Raw genomic sequence first — 20,189 nt, forward strand, 5'->3', positions numbered from 1 at the left:
GAGATCCCCTCCTAGCCAACTTCTCACTTTACAAATCCTACCACATTACTCTTTCCAACATGTAGAATCAGAGGTCGGTAAGAACCAGGAAATCTGTCCCATCTGATCAAAAGCCTTCGGCTTGTATTAGTATTGATAAAGAAAGCAGTTCCGAATTTGTCGGTTCTTGATTTCTCCATGCTAGGAGTTGAATTCATTTCTGGGAGGCAGCACTGATGAATCTACTGTCGAATTTCGTTATTCCCGCGCAAAACTTGATAATGTTTGCTATTGGCGGAGTTCTGATCTATCTAGCGATAAAGAAAGAATACGAGCCGATGTTGCTTCTTCCAATCGGTTTCGGAGCAATACTCACAAACATTCCGGGATCATCGGCTATTGGAGAACATGGAGTGCTAACTATCCTATACGAAGCTGGAATTGCAAATGAGCTCTTTCCTGCCTTGATCTTCATCGGGATTGGAGCGATGATCGATTTCGGACCTCTTCTTCAAAAACCGGTCATGTTCTTCTATGGAGCAGCTGCCCAATTGGGGATCTTTCTGACGATAATTGTGGCTGCTCTGCTGGGATTTGATATAAGAGAAGCGATCGCTATCGGGATAATCGGGACCGCGGATGGTCCGACATCAATCTATGTCGCAAGCAGATTGGCCATTCACATGCTTGGGCCGATTTCAGTCGCCGCGTATTCCTATATGGCTCTTGTTCCGGTAGTTCAACCACCCATTATTAAGCTTCTTACTACCAAGGAAGAGAGAAGAATAAGAATGGATAATAGAACCGAAAAAGTCCCCAAGTACGTTAAAATCCTCTTCCCGATTCTTGTTACGCTTCTTGCCGGTATCATCGCCCCTGTAAGTGTAGCTCTGATCGGAATGCTCATGTTTGGGAATCTGATAAGAGAATCGGGAGTTCTGAACAAGTTGAGTAATGCTGCTCAGAACGAGCTCTCAAACATCATCACTTTGTTTCTTGGAATCGCCATCGGTTCTACTATGACGGCCAGCGCATTCCTGAACTCCAGAACACTGTTGATTCTTCTAATGGGATTAGTTGCTTTCGTACTTGACACTATGGGTGGAATCATTTTCGCAAAGGTTTTCAACCTATTTAGAAAACAGAAGATTAACCCTATGATTGGCGCAGCAGGAATATCGGCTTTTCCTATGTCGGCAAGGGTTGTGCATAAGATGGGACTCGAAGAAGACCCGAACAACTTCTTAATAATGTACGCAACAGGCGCGAACGTAGCCGGGCAGATCGGCTCCGTTCTAGCCGGCAGCATAGTTTTGGCGATCTTTTTAAGATGAAAGGAGCATAGACAATGAGTGAAGCAGTCTCTAGTAGCATCGCGATTTTTCTTGAAGGTTATCCTACGATATTTGTCGCTACGATTGCCTTCTTCATAATGATAAAATTGCTAATGAAGTCTACCTCAAGAAGGAATGAGAAATAGGTCGCTGCAGCACGTTTCTTTTATCAATAGACCTCGCCTGGGGACTTCAAAAAGCACGAAAAGGAGAGTTGCCATGATTGATGGAAAAAACGGCACTTACCCTGTGCTTACCGAAATCCTTAGAAAATACGATACATCCTTCGACAGAATAGAGAATTTCGTCAACTCGAAGCAGGGCTTTTTCTTCATTTTCAGTTCAAAAAGGGTTGAAGGAAGTAGAGGTCCTTACTACGACTGCATTGTCGGAGACTCCAGAAACAGAATCGATGCAAAGGCATGGATAAGCGAACAGGGCTGTTTGGAACCTGTGATAGGTAATGTGGGCCTTGCTGACTATCTTATGGATGATAGATACGGGTTGAGTATTAAAATAAGAAGGCTGTTCTCGGTAGATGAGATGGAAAACTACAGTTCCGGTTCGATTTCACAGTTACTTCCGGTTGTCGAAGATCCTGAGAGAATCGTATCGGAAGTACGCGAACTTATCGAATCTGTCAAAGACGACTATCTGAAGGCCCTTGCAGAAAAGCTTATTTCAGAGGACGGGCCTTGCCCAGACTTCTTCGAAGCGCCGGCAGCCAAAATGTATCATCACGCCAGAATAGGAGGACTTGCGGAACACAGCCTTTCGGTAGTCAAGTACGCACTTGCTCTGACTGAGGTTTCTGGATCAAGAGAAAATATCGACAGGGACCTCATAATCACCGGGGGACTCTTCCACGATATTGGAAAGACAATATCATATACCACAGAATCATTCGAATTCGACTACTCAGATGAGGGTTACCTTGAGGAACACATAGCGATCGGCGCAAGAATCATTGAGATTGAGATTTCAAAGATCAAGGGTTTTCCTGAAGAAAAAAGAAAGACACTGATCCACATAGTTCTGAGTCATCATGGGGAACTGCAGTTCGGTTCTCCCGTTACTCCAAAGACCCGCGAAGCAATTCTCATATGGCTTTGTGACAATCTCGATTCGAAGCTTGATAGCTTCGAGACCAACGCTTCCACAGCTTCAAAGGGAAGCAAATGGACTGCTTTTTCAAAGATGTTTCAAAGCAGACTATACTTAGGTGAACGAGAGAACGAAAAGGAGTCTGAATTCTGATAAATCAGGCTTCCGCCTAGATAGATTGTATTAACAACTGATCGTTGTCTTTTTCCGTATCAACATACAATCAAACTGCGAAAGGGTGATTTGATGAAGAATTTTATCCTGGTGTTTCTCCTGGTCTTTGCTTATATAATTCTCGTTGGCGGGGAGTTAACGCTTTTCTTTGGAAATCCTCATTCTCACACTTCTTATTCTGATGGCACTGGATTCCCTGAAGAAGCGTATTCGTATGCAAAGGGTGTACCCAATCTTGACTTTCTTGCTATAACTGATCACGCTTATTACTTCGTTCAGGACCTCCCCGACGGAAGAGATAAGCTGGCAGCGACTATAGAGGCAGCCCGGCAAGCATCATCTGCCGATTTCCTGGCACTTGCCGGATTCGAGTGGACGGCTACTGGCACCGGACACATCAACGTCTACGGCACCAGCGATTGGACTGATAGAGTCAAGTCTGATCTATGGCATTTGTACGACTGGATTATCGAACGTAACGCAGTTGGGCAGTTCAACCACCCGGTGAGAGTCTTCGGAGACAACTTCAAAGATTTTCAGTACTCTCCGGAAGCAGATCTCCATATGAACCTGATAGAAGTAGGAAACGGAAACTGGTGGGAAAACGATACAATTGTAGACGAGATGTTCGAAGCTTACCTTCAGGCACTTGGCAAGGGTTGGCATCTCGGAGCAACTCTTGGTCAAGACAACCACAAACCTAACTGGGGCGGAGCAAACGATTCCAGAACAGCCGTATATGCACGCGAGCTGACAGAAGAAGCAATTTTAGAGGCATTCATCAATCGAAGGACCTACGCGACTGAAGACAAGGACATCTTGATTCACTTCTCGACCGAAGAAGCCTTCATGGGAGATATCGTGTATGATACAGATCAAGTTAATTTGTGTATCTCCATAAAGGATACAGCAGACGATCCGCTGGAAATAGTCAGGATTTATTCTCTGGAAGGATTGTTTGCAGAGTTTCTGGTTGACGGCAATGAATGTGTTCTTGAGCTCGCCGTTGATATAAAAACGGGTTTCCAGTACTTCTTCATATACGCAAGGGGAAAAGACGGTGAGGAAGCGGTATCTTCACCAATCTGGATTCAGAGGTCTCACCCGATCCATCTTCACAACCCGAGCGCTTATCCTGAGAGCGTGAAGCCGAGAGAGAGCGTTACACTTTCCTTTCAGCTCTCCAATGTTGAGCAAGGAGAGGCTTCTTCATTGTTGCAGATTACCAATTCCCGCGGAGAGATACACAGCGAAATCGTCACACTCCAAGGATTTGAATCCAAAATAATTAACTTAAGAAGGGAAGTAGAGGAATACGATGGAGAGTTATCATTCTTTCTCGACTCAATTCTATATTCAGTTTTGAAACTCAATATCAGGAGCGCATCTTCATTGAACATTCTACTGGATAGGAGCCACGTCAACTTCGCCAGTAACGAACGAACCAAGTTGCAGACGTCACTCGAAGATATGGGTCATAAGCTTCTTGCTGCCGATAGGATTTTCAAGGCAGGAGAGCTCGATACTATAAACGTTCTTCTTCTCCCTCTACCAGGTGCTGGTGGAAGTTTTGAACGACTGAAGATGCTCATGCCGCAACAGGCACTGATCATTAAAGAGTTTGTCGAAGATGGGGGGACACTAATAATTACCGGAACTGGTGAAGAGATCAGTGAGGAGGTTCTGTCCACATACAACATGCTATTGGAAGATATGGGTATTGCATGCAGCTATGAAGGACGCATAACCGAAGAAGTAAGAGAGATTGATGGAGTCTTCTTTGATGGGCTGTCTCGGTTGGTCGGAGAATCAGGAAGATACCCCCTGGGTCGAGGCGAGGTGATTTTACTTCCTGGCGACCCTTTTACAGACGATGTTATTGATAGTAACGGAGAGCTGATTGATCAGCTGTTCAAATAACAGAAGGGCGGGACGTCTAATGCTCAGCTGCAGTGAATAATTTGGCTCACTTTGCTCTCGGTCGTACCGCTTATTCCGTTATCCTCCTAATTCAGAAATCTTAGGCAGAACTAGAATTATTTACCTCATGACAGAGCAAGGTCATTAAAGTTAAAATACGCTTTAGAGAATCTTTGACTTTGAAGTTGAGAATACTTACTTGTTGTGCTATAACTTGCCAGCAAAAAACAGCTTATGGAAGGAGGCATAGTTTGATGTTAATTAGATTCAGAGTTCAGGCAACCGTTTTCCTCAACCGGGTTTCCGGTGATGCCACGCTATGCCACGCCTTCTTCCATCGTTCGGGGTATAAGATCGTATAACGAAAAGGAATAATGAAGGACCGTGGCGAGTAAGAGCCACGGTCTTTTTTTGACTATCGGAGGTGATCAAATGTCATAGTAAATTGCGGTCAGTGAGTTAGCAGGATTTTACGGAGAAGCAAATGGATGCAAGAACGAAGAGAGGAGAGCCCGTCATTAGTTACAGTCAGCCTCGCCCGCCGGAAACGGGACAGGTTCTCCTAAAGGCCAAGGGGGTAAATATGTCAATAGTAATCGTTCCGCTAAGAAAGAAAAGAAGTGACGATTTCGGGGTCCTTCCGCCATTCATATGCAAACCGGAAAGTCTTGATAACCTTCCGAAGTAAGCAGATAACAGGAGGAAACCCAACTATGAGGAGAATACGAGGCTCAAAGAGTGCTTTTATCGATGGTTTGGTTTAAAAGCAGAAAGTTGAAATGGAAAGCAAATTCAGCAGACCTCATTATCTTTGAGGAGGTGAAAAAAGTGGCAGACGCTTTGCTTGCCAATAGTATCGTAAAGACTTTCAAGAAGAACAAGAAGGAAGTCAAAGCGTTGAAAGGAGTTAGTTTAAGAATAAAGGAAGGAGAGATCTATGGTCTTCTCGGTCCAAACGGCTCAGGAAAATTTACCTTTATAAGGATTGCCTCCACACTCTTGATACCTGACAGGGGGGCATATAGATTTTTGGATATGACTCAGTGAACAACTCTGCGGCGGTTTAAAGAGTGATAAACAGGGTATCCGTCGAGGCCAGTTTTTTCAGAAAACTGTCGGCTGTCGAAAACCTCTGTTTCGCGGCAGGACTTTATGGAATACCAAAACGAGAAGCCTTGAGGAGGATCAGCTCTCTCGCAGAGAGGTTCGGTCTGAATCTGAAGAGACTGAAAGATTCTCTCGAAGACTTTTCGAGAGGCATGCAGCAAAAGGTAGCCATAGTTAGAGCTTTCATGACTGAACCCAGAATGCTCTTGCTCGACGAACCAACAACAGGACTCGATCCAAGAGCAAAAAGAGATGTACAGAGCCTACTAAAAGATGTAAAAGAGACTATGAACACGACGATGCTTCTGACAACACACGACATGGACGAAGCAGAGAAGCTCTGCGACTATGTGGCCATAATCCATCTCGGAGAATTGTAGCTTCCGGAAGACCATTGGAGCTTAAGAAGCAGTTGCTCGGAAGGATTGAGAACCCAAGCTTCGAAGATGTCCTTCTCGAGTTCACCGGTGTGAGCATGGAGGAAGCAGAGTATCAGGAGGTAGAGTCGGCATGAGTTCGCAGTCAATTGCTCAAGAGCTCCGAGCCTCTTGGGCCTTCATCGAAAGGAACTTCAACTTCACCCTCCAGAGAGTGGTCCATGCTGACGACACCATGATAGCACTCCATGAAAGGCACAAATGAAAACGGCCCCATAATTCCCGGAGAGTAGAATCTGACGGGCCAAAGGTAAGGGTCTATTATCTTGATCTCTCCATCGATCTTGACTTTCTCATCCTTCATTTTGAGACTCACTCTTTCTGTTGAGAAGTGATTATCTCCGATTTCGACGGAGAATCGCTTTGTGTCGGAATGAAAATCATCGAAGGGATAAACGAAATTTCCGGATTCATTTCTGCTGCCTGAAAGGAACTGGATGAAAGAATGCGATTCGTTTTTTGAGGAAGCCGTTGAGACGCCGGGAATCACTGCAAAGGACTTTTGCTTTCTCTTGTCAACAAACTTGAATACCACCCCTCAAAGAAGCGCTTCTTCAGAGAATTGCCATGATATAGATAAGAATTGAACAGCGCACCGATACTCATAAGCCACCTCCCTGAGAGTATTTTACCTTTGACTGCGATCAATGCGTCGGGTTAGCCAGTGTACATCTTCTTCTGGACAATTGAATGTTAAGATTGATTATCATTAAGCAATTCACTCGCAGTGCGTTAAGGCCATCTGAAATAGATATCAACTGCCTCTTCTGTTGTGGTCTCTTATGCCTGACAGCTATTTTGGATGATGTTGGTTTACTCGATGCAGTTCATCTTAACCAAAGGGGGAACGAAATGGGAAGCAAAGTTCATGTGAAGGTTGAGTTCACGGGAGGCTTCACCGGTACAGGAATAACAGATTCCGGCTACAAAGTGAAAATCGGTTCAGATGGTGCGGTACCTTACGACCTGCTCCTAATGAGTCTGGTATCGTGCTTACACGCTACATTCCTCGATATTCTAAACAAAAAGAAAATTGACTTCACTTCTGCAGATATTGAAGTATGGGGAGAAAAGAGAGAACAAGTCCCCACCACTCTCAAAATATGCGAGATGAAGATTGGGATCAAGGGAGTAGATCTGTCTCACAGAAGTTCGGTCGAGAAGTCTTTCGAACTTGCAACAAAATACTGTTCAGTATACAAGACCGTTTCCAGCGTGGCAGAGATCGTCTGGGAAGTGAATTTTGACTGATAGGCGACAATCTTGTCGAGAGGTGGGACATTATGAAAAAAATGGGTGAGATGCTCTCGTCTCCAAACAGCGGTTCAGAAATAATGATAGGAAATACCGCGATTGTAAGAGCGATGCTGGAAGCAGGTGTTAGGGTTGTTACTTCGTATCCCGGATCTCCCACTCCAGAAATTGCAGCTGCAATAGCTTCGATTCCCGCGGAAAGAAATCCGATGTACTTCGAATTTTCAGTAAACGAGAAGGTTGCCACCGAGGTTGCCTTTGGAGCTTCTATCAATGGTCATCTTTCGTGCGTGTTCTTCAAGAGCGTCGGCATAAATGTGGCTGCAGATACTTTCGTTCAACTCTCTCTAATGGAACTCATTGGAGGCATGGTAATTGTATTGGGCGATGATCCGGGAGCAAACTCCTCACAAAATGAGCAGGACAACCGTCACTATGCGCATCTCTCATACACTCCAATCCTAGAGCCTTCAACACCTTCAGAAGCATACTCGATGTTTTTAGAAGCATCAAGACTTTCGCAAGAGATGCGTATGCCTGTAATTGTGAGACTCTCGACTCACGTATGCCACGCCAAAGAAAAGGTGGAGTTTAAGGAATTGGTTTTCCAGGTGCAAGATAACCGGCCAAAATTCAGTCTTGAGAATGGGCCATATATTCCAATAACTGCTGAAGCTCTTAAAATGAAGCGAAGAGCTCTGAAGAAACTCGAGGAGTTCAGAAAGACTACGGAGAAAAGCTGCCTGAATAGTGTCATTGAAGGCTCAGACAAATCAAGAGGGGTAATCACGGCCGGAGCCCCATTTCTCTCTCTTCAGGACGTCCTTAGTCTGTCAGATAAACGTCCGGATATTCTCAAGCTGGGAATAGTGCACCCTCTTTCTGAAAAGGAAGTTGTGGATTTCCTTTCTTCTCATGAAGAGGTAAAAGTCCTTGAAGAACTTGACAACGTGATAGAGAAAGAAGTCAAGGCAATTGCGTATGACCACAAACTGAATACAAGAATAACTGGAAAGCAAGACATCGAGGACTGGATAGGAGAGTATACACCAGACAAAGTTAGGGAGGTATTGTCAAGAATCTGGCCTGACGTTGTCAGTCCTCCTGGAGTAGAAACTGAGCCAATCGAGCTTGCGCCAAGACCAGCTCAGATGTGCCCTGGCTGCGGTCATAGATCAGCATTCTACGCCATCAAGAAAGTCCTGCATGCCTCTGATATTTCCGTGGCAGACATTGGATGCCATACACTCGGGTACCTCGAGCCGTATAGAGTGGGGAAAGTACTTCTTTGCATGGGGCATTCAAGCGGAACTGCTTCCGGCCTTTCATTATTCAATGACACAAGAAGAGTCGTGGCCTTCCTTGGTGATTCCACTTTCTTTCATGCAGGACTACCGGGCATTGTCAACGCGATCTTCAACAAACACAATTTCACACTGATTGTCATGGAAAATGGCACAACAGCAATGACGGGTCATCAGAATCATCCCGCCGTAGGGCGGAACTTCAGAGAAGTGACTCAGAAGATTCCCGTTAGGAAGGTTCTGGAAGGACTGGGTGTAGATAATATTCGAGAAGTCGATGCCTACAACCAGTCAAAGCTTAAGCAGTACGTTGAAGAAGCCCTGGCAGAAGACGGCCTCAAGGTCATTATCGCCAAACATCCATGTATGTTGAAGTTCACAAGAGAATTGCGCAGAAGCGGTAGGTCGCTGCCGAACCCCGTGAGAGTCGGCAACAAATGCAACAGGAAGTACATTTGCGTCAGTGACTTTGCATGTCCCAGCTACCAGCTTTCTGATGACGGTTCGGTCTGGGTACAAAACGATCTCTGCATAGGAGACAGATCTTGCGTCCAGACATGTCCTTCGGATGCGATTGCTTCCGAAGATAGATAAAGGATGTGAGAGAATGGAGAAATTCGACATATACATTACGGGAGTTGGCGGTCAGGGAATTGGTCTCCTCAGTGAAGCTCTATTAAGAGCGATCGACCATTCCGAGCAGAGGGGTATTGGGGCAGACACACACGGATTGGCTCAGAGAGGTGGCATGGTTTCTTCTCACTTAAGAATCGGTCACGGTGCCTACTCGGTTCTGATAATGAAGCACAGCGCAGACATGGTTATAGCACTTGAGCGCCATGAGGCTCTGAGAGGAATGGGAAACTATCTGAAGAAAGGCGGAACACTTATATACTATGATACTGTCTGGCAACCACTGGAAGTTCGTCTAGGAAGAGCAGAAGAGATTAAGAATGAAGATATTGAGCGAGAAGCCGACAAGAGAGATGTAAAGGTAGTAAAGGTATTGGTCGAGAATTTGAAAGATTCTAGAATGCAAAACGTAGTTCTCATGAGCAAGATTGCTCATGAGGGGCTTATTCCAGGTGTAACCGTTAAACATTTCGAACTAGCTCTCTCAGACCTTATGGAAGGAGACCTGCTCAGGAACAATCTTGAGCTCTTTGGAGAGCTTTCCAAACAAGGGTGATTAACATGGCCTTCGATGTTGCAGTTATTGGTGCGGTCGGGATCGATACGAATGTCTATCTGTCGGATTCTAAAGTAAATCTCTCGGTCGAAACGAGTTTTGGCGAGAACCTTGATTGCATAGGACAAGCAGGTGGATATGCCTGCCAGGGTTTTGAGAGACTTGGTTATAGAGTCTGCTTTGTTGGTTATGTCGGCGAAGACTTCTCAGGGAAATACATTCGACAGATTCTTACAGAGTTGGGTATAGACACTAGTCTGCTGATGATAGACCCACTAGGAACGAAGAGAAGCGTAAACCTCATGTATATGAACGGAGGCCGAAAGAACTTCTATGATGGCAAAGGAGCAATGAACCTCTGCCCCAATATCGAAGACATTAGGTCACATCTATCTGGAACAAAGCTAGCCCATGTAAACATCGTGAACTGGACTAGATTTCTGCTTAAACCACTGAAAGAAGAGGGCCTAATTCTTTCGGTAGATATCCAGGATGTCACTGACTCAGACGATCCCTATAGAAAGGACTTCATAGAAGAGGCTGATGTTCTATTCTTCTCTTCAACAAACTTCGCTGACCCGTATCATCTGATCAAGAAGTATCTCGAAATTAGAGGCGACAGGATAGTCGTATGTGGAATGGGAAAGAGGGGTTGCGCAATTGGCTCAAATAAAGGTATTGAGCACTTTGATCCAGTTGAATTGGAAGAACCCGTTGTGGACGCAAATGGAGCCGGCGACAGCCTCGCCGTAGGTTTTCTTTCAAGTCATTACTTCGAAGGCTATTCAATAGAAGACGCGATTCTGAGGGGTCAGATAGCGGCTAGATATTGCTGCACAAAAAAGGGAACATCATCGGAGCTAATAACGAGTGAGCATCTAGATAGGCTGTTCAAACAGATCAATACAAGTCGCAAACAAGATCAGTAAACGCTCCGGGATTATCTCTGAGTCAATCAGAAGAGGAGTGCCGGCTAAGAGCCGGCATCCCCTCTACTTTCATTCAGGTCTCACATCCGGAAAGACAATTACGTCTTTACTTGGCAGACCCACGAAAAGCACTTCATTTGTTACGTAATTCATCACTACAATCCTGTGCATGCCCTGCTGGTCCTTCTCAGTGAAGTATACGAGATTCCCTTCTATCTTCACCGAAGGTACCGGCGCATCCATGAAGAGAGTGCTGTCAGATATTACCCTATCCCGGCCGTTCACCGTGTCAAACACATGCAAAGAGTCGTACAAGAAGTCCGCATAGTCCTCAGGATACTCAAAATAGACTATTTTCCCGTCTTCACCAAACTCAGCCCAGAAAGCCGGCGCATCTGTATTCAGTACAGACTCTGTGTCAAGCTGAACTATGTTTCCTTCGTAATCAATCACGAACGTCTTCTCGTTTGAAAGAAAGACAAAGTGATGGTAGTCTTCAATCGTTTCTTGCACTTCTCCAGATTCCACATCTATAATCGAGAACACATCCCAACCGGTGGACACAGCTATTCTTGATCCATCAGGAGACCATGCAACCGGTATCATACCGTAATCTGCCTCCATTGACCATAGAACGCTAATATCACTGTCAACCATCGAAATTGTCTCTCGCCAGGTGTCCATTAGCAAGAACCTTGTTCTGTCAGGCGAAAGCGAATAGACGTCAACTCCATCGAATCTCGCCTTTTTCTCACCTTCTACGACAACGCCGTCCATATTTTCGGAGATGTAAACGTAAGTACTGGCATCCAAGAACTGCCCGTATATGGAATTGACTAGCGTACCCTGAAGAACTCCCTCAATATCGTAGAATCCTATGCTGATTTTCTCAAAATCGAAGTTTACTGAAGTATATGATACTACCGAAACCTCCTCAGCAAGGATTTCGGTTAATCTCTTCGGCTCAGGAACTCTGGAAACCCAGGAGAAGATCCAGGAAAGTTCAGGATAATTCGCAACAAACTCCTGAATATTCGCGTTCAACGACGTTTCGTCATCTGAAAGCACAATCGCTCTGAATAACGCATTGACATTGTCCGGGACATATATATAGTAGATCAGAGCCAGGGCTTCGTGAATCTCCGTTCCATCATCATATGCTTTACCCTGCAGAAACCATTCTACTGCGTCATCGTAAAAGCCTTTCTCAAGATCAAGAATCCCATTCAGGTAGTAGAACATCGGTTCCCTCTCTAGCAATCGAGAGCTCTCGTTCAGCAGATTTCTTGCAGCATAAAAGTCATAGTCATCTATCATCCCAATGATGTAAGGTATTAGATAGTCAGTCTCCCCGAAATCCTCAACTAGAATTCTAGATACTATCAAATTCAGATCTGCAGGATACAGTTCAACAGATTGCTCATGTAGGAAGATGTATGTTTCTAGCTGCCCTTCTCCAAGTCTGTCAACAGATTCGCGGACTCTCTCTTCGGATAGATACCAGCTGCTGTTCATTGCCTTAAGATACAGAAGCAGCGAATCTTTATTGGGCTTAAGCTCAAAGAAGACTCCAGAGACATCCTCGGCATAGTCTGAGTAATAGTTCTCGAGAAGTCTCTCAATTCCGTACTTGATCACTTGAAACATAGGTTCTGGAACTTCATCAATCGAAGCCACTACATCTTTCAAAAGCGTTCCGTAGCTCTCGAAATCTTAGTTGTCATCGTAGATCTTCAATAAAGCCTGAAGGCTCTCCACATCCATAGGATTCTCGGCCAGCTTGGCTCTGAGTTCTTCAACTTGCGCCGTCACAATCAGCGGCGTAATGAGCAGAAGCAGTACGAATATTAGTCTTTTCATCGAAACACCTCCTCGGCCAATTCTAACGCTGTCGGTAGTGCATAGCTGCCACGTTGAAGTGTCTCTTCCTAGAAAGAAGCCAGCTCACTGTCGACAAAGATCATGAGCTCCGACAAGTACTCTTCTGAGAAATCGAATTCTATCCCAGCGCTTTCAAACAACTCATCAAGCGGCCTTGAGTAACCCATTGATAAGAACCTCTTGTAATCTTCTATTGCGCTTGATCCATTTTGCTTGTAATTTCTGTATATCGCAAGAGCACCGAGCTGAGCTATTCCGTATTCGATATAGTAGAAGGGGTTCGTAAAAATATGAGGCTGAAGAAGCCATCGGATTCTCTTTTCACTTTCCAGTCCAGTCCAGTCAACACCTGCATTGAAGCGTTCAAAGATTTCGGCAAACTTCTCGTCTCTTTCATCGGGAGAATGATCGGGATATGTATAGATCCACTGCTGAAACGAGTCAACAACCATGCACCAGGGTAAGAAGCTCAAAGTACCGGTCAGTTCTTCTCGCCTGGCAATTGTCATCTCATCTGCGCTGTAGTACTCGTCCCAGTAATCCATCGTCAGGAGTTCCATGGACATAGAGGCAAGCTCAGCTGCTTCATGCGTTGTATGTCTGTACGTGATCAACCTTTCGTCTGCCGTAGCAAATGAATGCATTGCGTGGCCAGACTCGTGAAGGATTGTCCGGACGTTTGCAGGAGTTCCCGTAGCATTCATGAAAATGAATGGAGCACCAGTCTCATCAAGAGGATAGTTATAGCCACCTGGAGCCTTCCCCTTTCTGTTTTCAAGATCTAGCAGGCCGTTATCCCTCATCTTGGATAAGTTTTTACCGAACTCTTGATCGACTCTCTCAAGAATCCTGATAGCTTTGTCAACAAACTCATTCATATTACTGAATGGTTTAAGCACCTTCCCTGAGGGTACAACATTCATGTCCCATGGTTTCAACCTCTCCAGTCCAAGCTCTCGACTTCTTTTCTCATTTAGCTTGGAAACGTAAGGAACCACTACCTTCTCTACTGAATCGTGGAATCTAAGCACATCCTCGACCGAATACGCAAATCTGTTTTTCTTCTGATGCATATAATCCCTGTAAGTTGCAAAACCTGCATTCCTCGCCTGCGGAACTCTTATCGAGAGAAGTTTGCCAAACAGATCCTCCATGCTCTCATGAACTTCTTTCAGCTTTGCCATCGAAAGGCGCCATGCCTCTTCCCTGATTGAACGATCAGGTTCAAGTTGAAACTTTGAGAGTTGAGACAGTGTGTACTCCTGTTCTCCATACTTAACAGTCAGAGAACCAATACTTGCCGCATATTCAGAACTTAAATTCTTCTCCTGAACCTCCAGAGGAAGGTTCTCCTCTCTGAATAGTTTTACTGTATTGGAGACGATCGTATCGAAGTTCTCGTATCTGATTCGATCTAATTCGCTTCTGAAATCACTGTCTAAATACTTTTTCATCAGCATAATCCTATAAGGCTCCGCTTTGGAATATACCTCAGCGTAGAATCTTGAGTACTCCTGCCTCTTATCCTCGCTGTCGGCAGCCCTAGTCATGTCTATATACTTCCACGCGAGTCTTTCCTGAAGAATCATGAACAACTCACTCCAGAAGTAAAGAAAATCCTCAAGAGAAGCTCTATCTACTATCGGATACTCTTCCAGTCTCCTGAGCTCTTTCTCAAGGTCTTCCCATATGGAGAGGTCAACGTCTTCGCCGACATATCTTCTCTGAAGCTTTCTAATTGTCTTGCCACTCATTATTGAACCTCCTGTCTCGAATATGTGTAGTCAGTGTAAACTTAATTATACACGGTCCGCCCTTCAGTCGTTGAACACTAGATCTCCATAAACCAATGTTTTAGAAGATCCTGGCTCAGTTATTGGAAATCGTTCCTGCAGTGATAGACTTATCATTAGAAGGAGGCATTGAATTGTCGCGAATTGCCGTTGTTGGTGAACTGCTTATTGACCTGATATCAAGCAGTTTTGTGAGAGATCTTGGCGAAGCTACTTCTTTCGAAAGATACTTTGCCGGTTCTCCAGGAAACCTTGCTGTAAATCTTCATGATCTAGGTGTTGACGCAACTCTTCTCTCCAGAGTAGGCGATGATTCCTTTGGAAGAGCTTATCTTAAACACCTCGCTTCGCGAGGAATAAATATCTCTTATGTTCAGAGAGACGCGGAAGCACATACTTCAATCGTATTCGTTTCGAAGTCACAATCATCCCCACAGTTCATAGCTTTTAGAGGTGCGGATTGTTTTCTTGAAGAACCGGTGGATATCGTGAGTTTTCTCGAAGATGTGGAATTCATTCATTTCACATCTTGGCCATTCTCATGTGAGCAGTCGCGGCTGGCGTGCATGAAGCTGGTGAGAAAGGCATTGGAAGCGGGAATAAAGATAACATTTGATCCCAACTACAGAAGGGTTCTCTGGGATCGAGAGGATGATGGTTCGGAATTCATAAAGGAATTCCTGAAGTATGCATTCATTGTAAAACCTTCTGAAGATGATGCCTTACATATCTTCGGTACCGGAGATCCTCATGAATACATTGATAAGTTTCATAATGCCGGCGCCTCAAATGTCGTCCTGACTTTGGGCCACAAAGGATCTGTGATTTCTGACGGTCACAAAACTGAAACACTCTCTCCATGCGCAAGAAGAGTAGTGGACACCACCGGTGCTGGAGATGCTTTTTGGTCCGGTATCCTATATGGCCTCCTTCAAGGGAAGGATATCTTTGAATCGGCCGCTTATGGGAACTATTGTGCCGCCTTTAGAATCGAACATGAGGGAAAGGATGTAATTCTGCCTTCTATAGACGCTTTGAAGGCCATTTTCGAGGCAGGTGATGACTTGTGAGAGTGGCATTTATAAATCCCCAGGGAAACTTCGATAAGAATGACAGCTACTGGACAACGCATCCGGACTTTGGAGGTCAGCTGGTCTATGTGAAGGAAGTTGCATCGGCTATGTCAGAAATGGGGATCAACTGTGACATAATAACGAGAAGGGTTATCGACGACAAATGGCCTGAGTTTGCCGAGGAATTGGATTCCTATCGAGGAAAAGATAGCCTCAGAATCATAAGAATCCCTTTCGGTCCAGAAGGCTTCTTGAGCAAGGAGAGACTTTGGCCTTTCTTGGGGGAGTTTGCAAGACGAATTAGAGAATTTTATTCGTCGGAAAGAACTTTACCGAATTTCGTTACTACTCATTATGGGGACGGAGGTTTGACGGGAGCTATGCTATTCAAAGAGACAGGAATCCCATACTCTTTCACAGCCCACTCCCTTGGGGCTCAAAAACTCGACAAACTACTGCAGACTGGAGCTGACCGTGCAGAGATAGAATCGAGATTCAATTTTTCCTTCCGAATAGCGGCTGAACGCATTTCGATGAAGTATTCGGCAGTCAACTTTGTTTCCACTTCTATGGAGAGGTTCCAGCAGTACAGTCACATACTCTATCGAGACTTTTCGGAAGTGGGCAACGATTCAAAATACTCCGTTGTTCCCCCGGGAGTCAACACAGACATCTTCGCTGCAAGTCCTACTGAACTTGACACAATCATTGAGAAGAGATACAAAGAGGCGGTAGAGAAATTCTCTAAACCGTCCAGACTCCAACTCCCGATGATCATCATTTCTAGCAGATTGGAACAGAAGAAGAATCACATGGGAGTAGTAAGGGCCTTTTCTAGCGACGGCAAACTGAACAGTTCCTGCAACCTTATTATTGTTACTCGGGGTCTGAATAATCCCTATGATGAGTACAAATCTCTTCAAGAACCTGACCGAACTGTTCTGGGCGAGATTATTGATCACATTTTCAAGAATAATCTCGAAGAGAGAGTCCTCTTTATGAACATAGAGAATCAGTTGGAGCTTTCAGCTCTATACAGAATAGGGGCAAAGAGAAGATCTGTTTTTGCCCTTACTTCCCTGTATGAACCGTTCGGACTTGCCCCAATCGAGGCTATGGCCTGCGGTCTACCGGCTGTTGCAACATCTAGCGGAGGCCCTACAGAGAGCATGAGAGAAAACAATGTTGAATACGGAGTGCTGGTGGACCCTCTTGAAACGGATGATATCGCCAGAGGGTTGAAAAGGGTCCTTTTCACCAGTGAAGATTTCTGGAATGAATTGAGCTCGAGAGGTATTGACCGTGTTACTGAGAAATACACATGGCGTTCTACTGCGGAAGGTTATCTTAACCAGATCAAAGAGAAAATCAGGTGTGAATATCCAGAGCCTGAAATCCCGGACTATCTTTACTCTGGTGATGCCATCCCCTTCATTGAGTAATCTGCCTGTATAACAATCGGCATTCCGGGGAGCTCTGCCGAAGAACCCGCAGTAGCCGGCTAACAATTTCGTGGATGACGGAGGGAAGATGTGAAGTACAACTTTGACAGAGTTATCGAAAGAAGAGGAACGAATTGCATAAAATGGGACCACGCCAACCTTTTCTTTGGGCGGAATGATCTGCTACCGATGTGGGTTGCCGACATGGACTTTGAGTCACCTCCCGAAGTTATTGAAGCGATAGTTGCCAGAGCTAGACACGGCATTTATGGTTATACTGCGAGATCAGACGGATATTACGAATCGATTGTAAGATGGCTCAACAAGAGACATGGATGGAAAATCGAAAAGGAATGGATTTCACATGCACCGGGAGTAGTAGCGGCAGTTCACATAGCGGTGATGGCGTTTTCCCATCCAGGTGACAAAGTGATTGTCCAAACTCCAGTCTACTATCCTTTCTTCAAAGCGATTACAGAGACAGGACGTCAGATGGTTCGGAACCCTTTGAAAGAATCCGGTTTACATTACACAATGGATTTTGATGATCTTGAGAAGAAGATCGATTCAAGAACGAAGATTCTTATTCTCTGTAGTCCTCACAACCCGGTTGGAAGAGTATGGAAGGAAGATGAGCTTTCTAGACTCACTGATATTTGTTTCAGGAAAAACGTTCTAATAGTATCAGACGAGATCCATTCAGACCTGGTTTTTGGCAACTGCAAACATATTCCAACCGCGGCGATTTCTGAAAGTTCATCATCTATCACGTTGACTTGTTTGGCGCCAAGCAAGACCTTTAATCTCGCAGGGCTTTCATCTGCAGCAGTGATCTCTTCAAACAGAAGACTTCTCGACGAATACTCAAACATGCTGAACTCTTTGGGCGTAGGGATGTCGAATGTTTTCGGTACGGTTGCTCTCGAAACAGCTTACAACCATGGAGAAAAATGGTTGGAAGAGCTGTTGAAGTACATAAATGCCAACTTTGAGTACATGAGAGACTTCTTGAAAACCAACTACTCAGAAGTGAGAGTCACTGAGCTTGAAGGCACTTATCTCGCATGGGTTGATTTTAGAGCTACGGGTATGAGCGTTGAAGAACTTAGAAGTTTTCTCTACGAAAAGGCAAAAGTCGGGTTTGAGGATGGTTCAGTATTCGGTATCGAAGGAGAAGGATTCATGAGAGTAAATCTCGCATGCCCCAGAGCTATACTTGAAGAAGCAATGAAGAGATTGATGGAAGCCAGGAAGTGATCCAAAAGTCAAACTACTTCGAAACTTCGTAACTTACTCCGAAAGAGAGAAAAGAAATACATAGAGACTTAAGAAACGGTCACGTCGAGTTAATTGACATATTGTTTGTTTCAACTAGAATAATTTAAGGACTAGAACCTAATGCAGAACTTAAAACACCAGCTTTGCTGTTCGACACGACACGATTAAACAGATGCAGATATTCTAACCCCACCCCTGTTCGGAAATTCCCAAATCGCAAACAGACCCTCAAAGAGAGGGTCTGTTTATTGTTATATAAATGTCCTCGGCCACTTATCTGTTTAACTTGAACGAGGTGTATCGTCTGTTATCGGTAAACACAATGTTGAGACTGACAATCTCAGAAACTCTCTTCATTGTATCTAGGGTATAGAAAGATATGTGACTCATATCCCTCATGTAGTACCATTCTATGAATTCCTGTCTGTCCTCAGGATGGAAGAGCGTCATCACTGATAGAACTCCATCATCTTCTAGGCAGTCGGAAAGCATTTTGAAATACGCAATGGGTTCATCTAGGTGTTCAAAGACTTCTGTTGAGGTTATGAGGTTGTACTTTTTCCCCAGAAAGACCTTCTCTGGCGAAAAGTAGGAATCATATATCTCCATATTGAATCCATAATCCCTTTCAAGTATCTTTGCAAGAACCGGTGTTGGACCACTCCCAAAATCAAGCCCTCTTCTTCCTTCAGATAGAAAATCGGTGACTGCAGTATCGATAAAGTCTCTGAAATAGGCAACGTATCTTGGATCGTCAATGCTGTTATTGTGTCTTCTATAGATCTTTAATTCATCTTCCGGAGAGATCCGATCTGCCTCGTGTTTCGAGATGAAACCGCAGTTATCACAGCAATTGTAACCCACCCCGAATTTGCGGTGAACAATTCTTTCGGTTTTCGAGCCGCATATTAGGCAGTTAACAGCCTTCCTTTCATCAATCACAATTGTCTCCTTCAGTTCTATTAGATTATACATCAGGCGTCCAGTCGAGCTGTTTAGTGCAGGCAAACGAGTACACCATTTGGGCTATTGTGAGATTCTATGATGCAGTAATTAGAATTTATGCACAGTGAAGTTGATCATTTCCAACAATCTTGCAGTATTTGGAAACAATCAGTCGTCATTGAAGTGCATATTTCTCCAAAGAGCATACGAAAGATGGTGAACTTCACTATTTTTCTTTAGTACAGAACAAATTATGGAAATTAGTTGAAAAGTAGTTATTATAATTGAAGATTCTTTTAGTTCACGCCTTGACTTTTTATGTTTTGTTGTGATATATTATAAATGTAGAACCAGAAATTAATAAAAAGGGGTGTAGATATGAGAAAAGTTAAGGATCCAGCTTCCATTGAAAGAGCCGTTCAGAAGTTCAAGGAAAAGGTTGCCAAGGAGTCTTTCCCACAGTATCTATGAAGGAGGTGAGAAAGATGAAAGGAAGAGAAAGGAAGATTCATTACAAGGAAAGAGAGTTCTACCCGGAGATCGTTGAAGATTCACTGAGAGCTAGACTGATTAACGTTAGGTAAGAGAGGAGGAGGAGAGTAGATCAGATTTAAAGAGAAGAGAAACTTGAAGGCAATAGACAGATTGATCGAGAGTGAAAGACAGCGTTTACAGTAATCTATTAATCAGTCCAAGATTCTAAGACCATTTAACTCCGTAGAGAAGGAGGTAAGATCATGAGAGAGAAAAGAAGAGAGAATTTGGCAGATGTGGATAGGTATTTAGAGAAGGTAAAGACCGATGCTCTGAAGAGATACATGACCTCCATCCACAGCTGAGAAGAAGGCGAGGCGTGTTAATTGAGAAAATCCATTACAATACTCCATACCAAATAACTGAAGATCCGTTCCATAACTTTCTAAAGGGTCTTCAGTTTTTTGTGTAAGACTCTGTGGAAAGAGATGGAAGAAATGAAGGCGTAAAATACACCCCTCACCTTCGGTGATCATTTACACTTGTTTGGAAAGAGCCATGGTAGTGAACGT

At 44.3% G+C, this 20,189-nt stretch carries 19 protein-coding genes; 14 read left to right on the forward strand and 5 right to left on the reverse strand.

Features of this window, described 5'->3' with window-relative positions:
- The first annotated feature begins 215 nt into the window (after window positions 1-215).
- From B3K91_RS00755 to B3K91_RS00785, 7 genes are all read left to right on the forward strand, one after another.
- On the forward strand, window positions 216-1,313 hold the full coding sequence (locus B3K91_RS00755; protein ID WP_099829849.1) for a sodium ion-translocating decarboxylase subunit beta: 1,098 nt from the start codon (window positions 216-218) through the stop codon (window positions 1,311-1,313).
- Between the two features lie 14 nt (window positions 1,314-1,327).
- The gene (locus B3K91_RS00760) at window positions 1,328-1,459 is read left to right on the forward strand and encodes a hypothetical protein (RefSeq protein ID WP_292590614.1); all 132 of its coding nucleotides are present in this window, start codon (window positions 1,328-1,330) and stop codon (window positions 1,457-1,459) included.
- A gap of 73 nt (window positions 1,460-1,532) precedes the next feature.
- Window positions 1,533-2,570 carry a 3'-5' exoribonuclease YhaM family protein gene (locus tag B3K91_RS00765; RefSeq protein ID WP_292593845.1) on the forward strand — a complete coding sequence of 346 codons (1,038 nt, stop codon included), beginning with the start codon at window positions 1,533-1,535 and terminating at the stop codon, window positions 2,568-2,570.
- A gap of 93 nt (window positions 2,571-2,663) precedes the next feature.
- Window positions 2,664-4,511, forward strand: coding sequence for a CehA/McbA family metallohydrolase (locus B3K91_RS00770; protein ID WP_292590613.1), 1,848 nt, complete (start codon window positions 2,664-2,666; stop codon window positions 4,509-4,511).
- 484 nt (window positions 4,512-4,995) lie between these two features.
- Complete coding sequence (locus B3K91_RS00775) at window positions 4,996-5,199, forward strand: hypothetical protein (RefSeq protein WP_214061441.1); 204 nt, start codon at window positions 4,996-4,998, stop codon at window positions 5,197-5,199.
- Window positions 5,200-5,249: 50 nt separating this feature from the next.
- Complete coding sequence (locus tag B3K91_RS00780; protein ID WP_292593847.1) at window positions 5,250-5,558, forward strand: ATP-binding cassette domain-containing protein; 309 nt, start codon at window positions 5,250-5,252, stop codon at window positions 5,556-5,558.
- 23 nt (window positions 5,559-5,581) lie between these two features.
- Window positions 5,582-5,998: an ATP-binding cassette domain-containing protein gene (locus B3K91_RS00785; protein WP_292590611.1), complete on the forward strand. Its 417-nt coding sequence runs from the start codon at window positions 5,582-5,584 to the stop codon at window positions 5,996-5,998.
- A gap of 142 nt (window positions 5,999-6,140) precedes the next feature.
- Here B3K91_RS00785 and B3K91_RS00790 read toward each other — a convergent pair whose 3' ends face one another.
- Window positions 6,141-6,590, reverse strand: coding sequence for a hypothetical protein (locus B3K91_RS00790; protein WP_214061440.1), 450 nt, complete (start codon window positions 6,588-6,590; stop codon window positions 6,141-6,143).
- Window positions 6,591-6,907: 317 nt separating this feature from the next.
- On the opposite strand from B3K91_RS00790, the gene B3K91_RS00795 reads away from it, so the two are divergent.
- Genes B3K91_RS00795 through B3K91_RS00810 form a run of 4 tightly spaced genes read left to right on the forward strand, consistent with a single transcriptional unit; the run spans window position 6,908 to window position 10,731 of the window.
- On the forward strand, window positions 6,908-7,306 hold the full coding sequence (locus B3K91_RS00795) for an OsmC family protein (protein WP_214061439.1): 399 nt from the start codon (window positions 6,908-6,910) through the stop codon (window positions 7,304-7,306).
- A 32-nt stretch (window positions 7,307-7,338) separates the two neighbouring features.
- Complete coding sequence (locus B3K91_RS00800; protein ID WP_214061438.1) at window positions 7,339-9,207, forward strand: thiamine pyrophosphate-dependent enzyme; 1,869 nt, start codon at window positions 7,339-7,341, stop codon at window positions 9,205-9,207.
- 13 nt (window positions 9,208-9,220) lie between these two features.
- A complete protein-coding gene (locus B3K91_RS00805) occupies window positions 9,221-9,802 on the forward strand; it encodes a 2-oxoacid:acceptor oxidoreductase family protein (RefSeq protein ID WP_214061437.1) in 582 nt (193 codons plus the stop codon).
- A 5-nt stretch (window positions 9,803-9,807) separates the two neighbouring features.
- Complete coding sequence (locus tag B3K91_RS00810) at window positions 9,808-10,731, forward strand: carbohydrate kinase family protein (protein ID WP_292590610.1); 924 nt, start codon at window positions 9,808-9,810, stop codon at window positions 10,729-10,731.
- Between the two features lie 69 nt (window positions 10,732-10,800).
- Here B3K91_RS00810 and B3K91_RS00815 read toward each other — a convergent pair whose 3' ends face one another.
- The 3 genes from B3K91_RS00815 to B3K91_RS00825 form a co-directional block, all read right to left on the reverse strand.
- Window positions 10,801-12,420 (reverse strand): hypothetical protein, encoded by a 1,620-nt coding sequence (locus tag B3K91_RS00815; RefSeq protein WP_292590609.1) that lies wholly within the window; start codon window positions 12,418-12,420, stop codon window positions 10,801-10,803.
- Between the two features lie 24 nt (window positions 12,421-12,444).
- Window positions 12,445-12,591 carry a hypothetical protein gene (locus tag B3K91_RS00820; protein WP_214060494.1) on the reverse strand — a complete coding sequence of 49 codons (147 nt, stop codon included), beginning with the start codon at window positions 12,589-12,591 and terminating at the stop codon, window positions 12,445-12,447.
- Between the two features lie 68 nt (window positions 12,592-12,659).
- Window positions 12,660-14,366: a M3 family oligoendopeptidase gene (locus tag B3K91_RS00825; RefSeq protein WP_214060495.1), complete on the reverse strand. Its 1,707-nt coding sequence runs from the start codon at window positions 14,364-14,366 to the stop codon at window positions 12,660-12,662.
- A 173-nt stretch (window positions 14,367-14,539) separates the two neighbouring features.
- On the opposite strand from B3K91_RS00825, the gene B3K91_RS00830 reads away from it, so the two are divergent.
- The 3 genes from B3K91_RS00830 (at window position 14,540) to B3K91_RS00840 (ending at window position 18,177) form a co-directional block, all read left to right on the forward strand.
- Window positions 14,540-15,475, forward strand: a complete 936-nt coding sequence (locus B3K91_RS00830) for a carbohydrate kinase family protein (RefSeq protein ID WP_214060496.1) — start codon at window positions 14,540-14,542, stop codon at window positions 15,473-15,475.
- Complete coding sequence (locus B3K91_RS00835; RefSeq protein ID WP_214060497.1) at window positions 15,472-16,920, forward strand: glycosyltransferase; 1,449 nt, start codon at window positions 15,472-15,474, stop codon at window positions 16,918-16,920. Before B3K91_RS00830 ends, B3K91_RS00835 begins: the two co-directional genes overlap by 4 nt.
- A 90-nt stretch (window positions 16,921-17,010) precedes the next feature.
- A complete protein-coding gene (locus B3K91_RS00840) occupies window positions 17,011-18,177 on the forward strand; it encodes a MalY/PatB family protein (protein ID WP_214060498.1) in 1,167 nt (388 codons plus the stop codon).
- Between the two features lie 294 nt (window positions 18,178-18,471).
- Here the strand turns inward: B3K91_RS00840 and B3K91_RS00845 are convergent, their stop codons facing one another.
- Window positions 18,472-19,140: a class I SAM-dependent methyltransferase gene (locus B3K91_RS00845; protein WP_292593384.1), complete on the reverse strand. Its 669-nt coding sequence runs from the start codon at window positions 19,138-19,140 to the stop codon at window positions 18,472-18,474.
- Window positions 19,141-20,189 lie beyond the last annotated feature (1,049 nt).

The sequence above is a fragment of the Mesotoga sp. UBA5847 genome, from assembly GCF_002432735.1.
In the GTDB taxonomy this organism is placed as follows: Bacteria; Thermotogota; Thermotogae; order Petrotogales; family Kosmotogaceae; genus Mesotoga.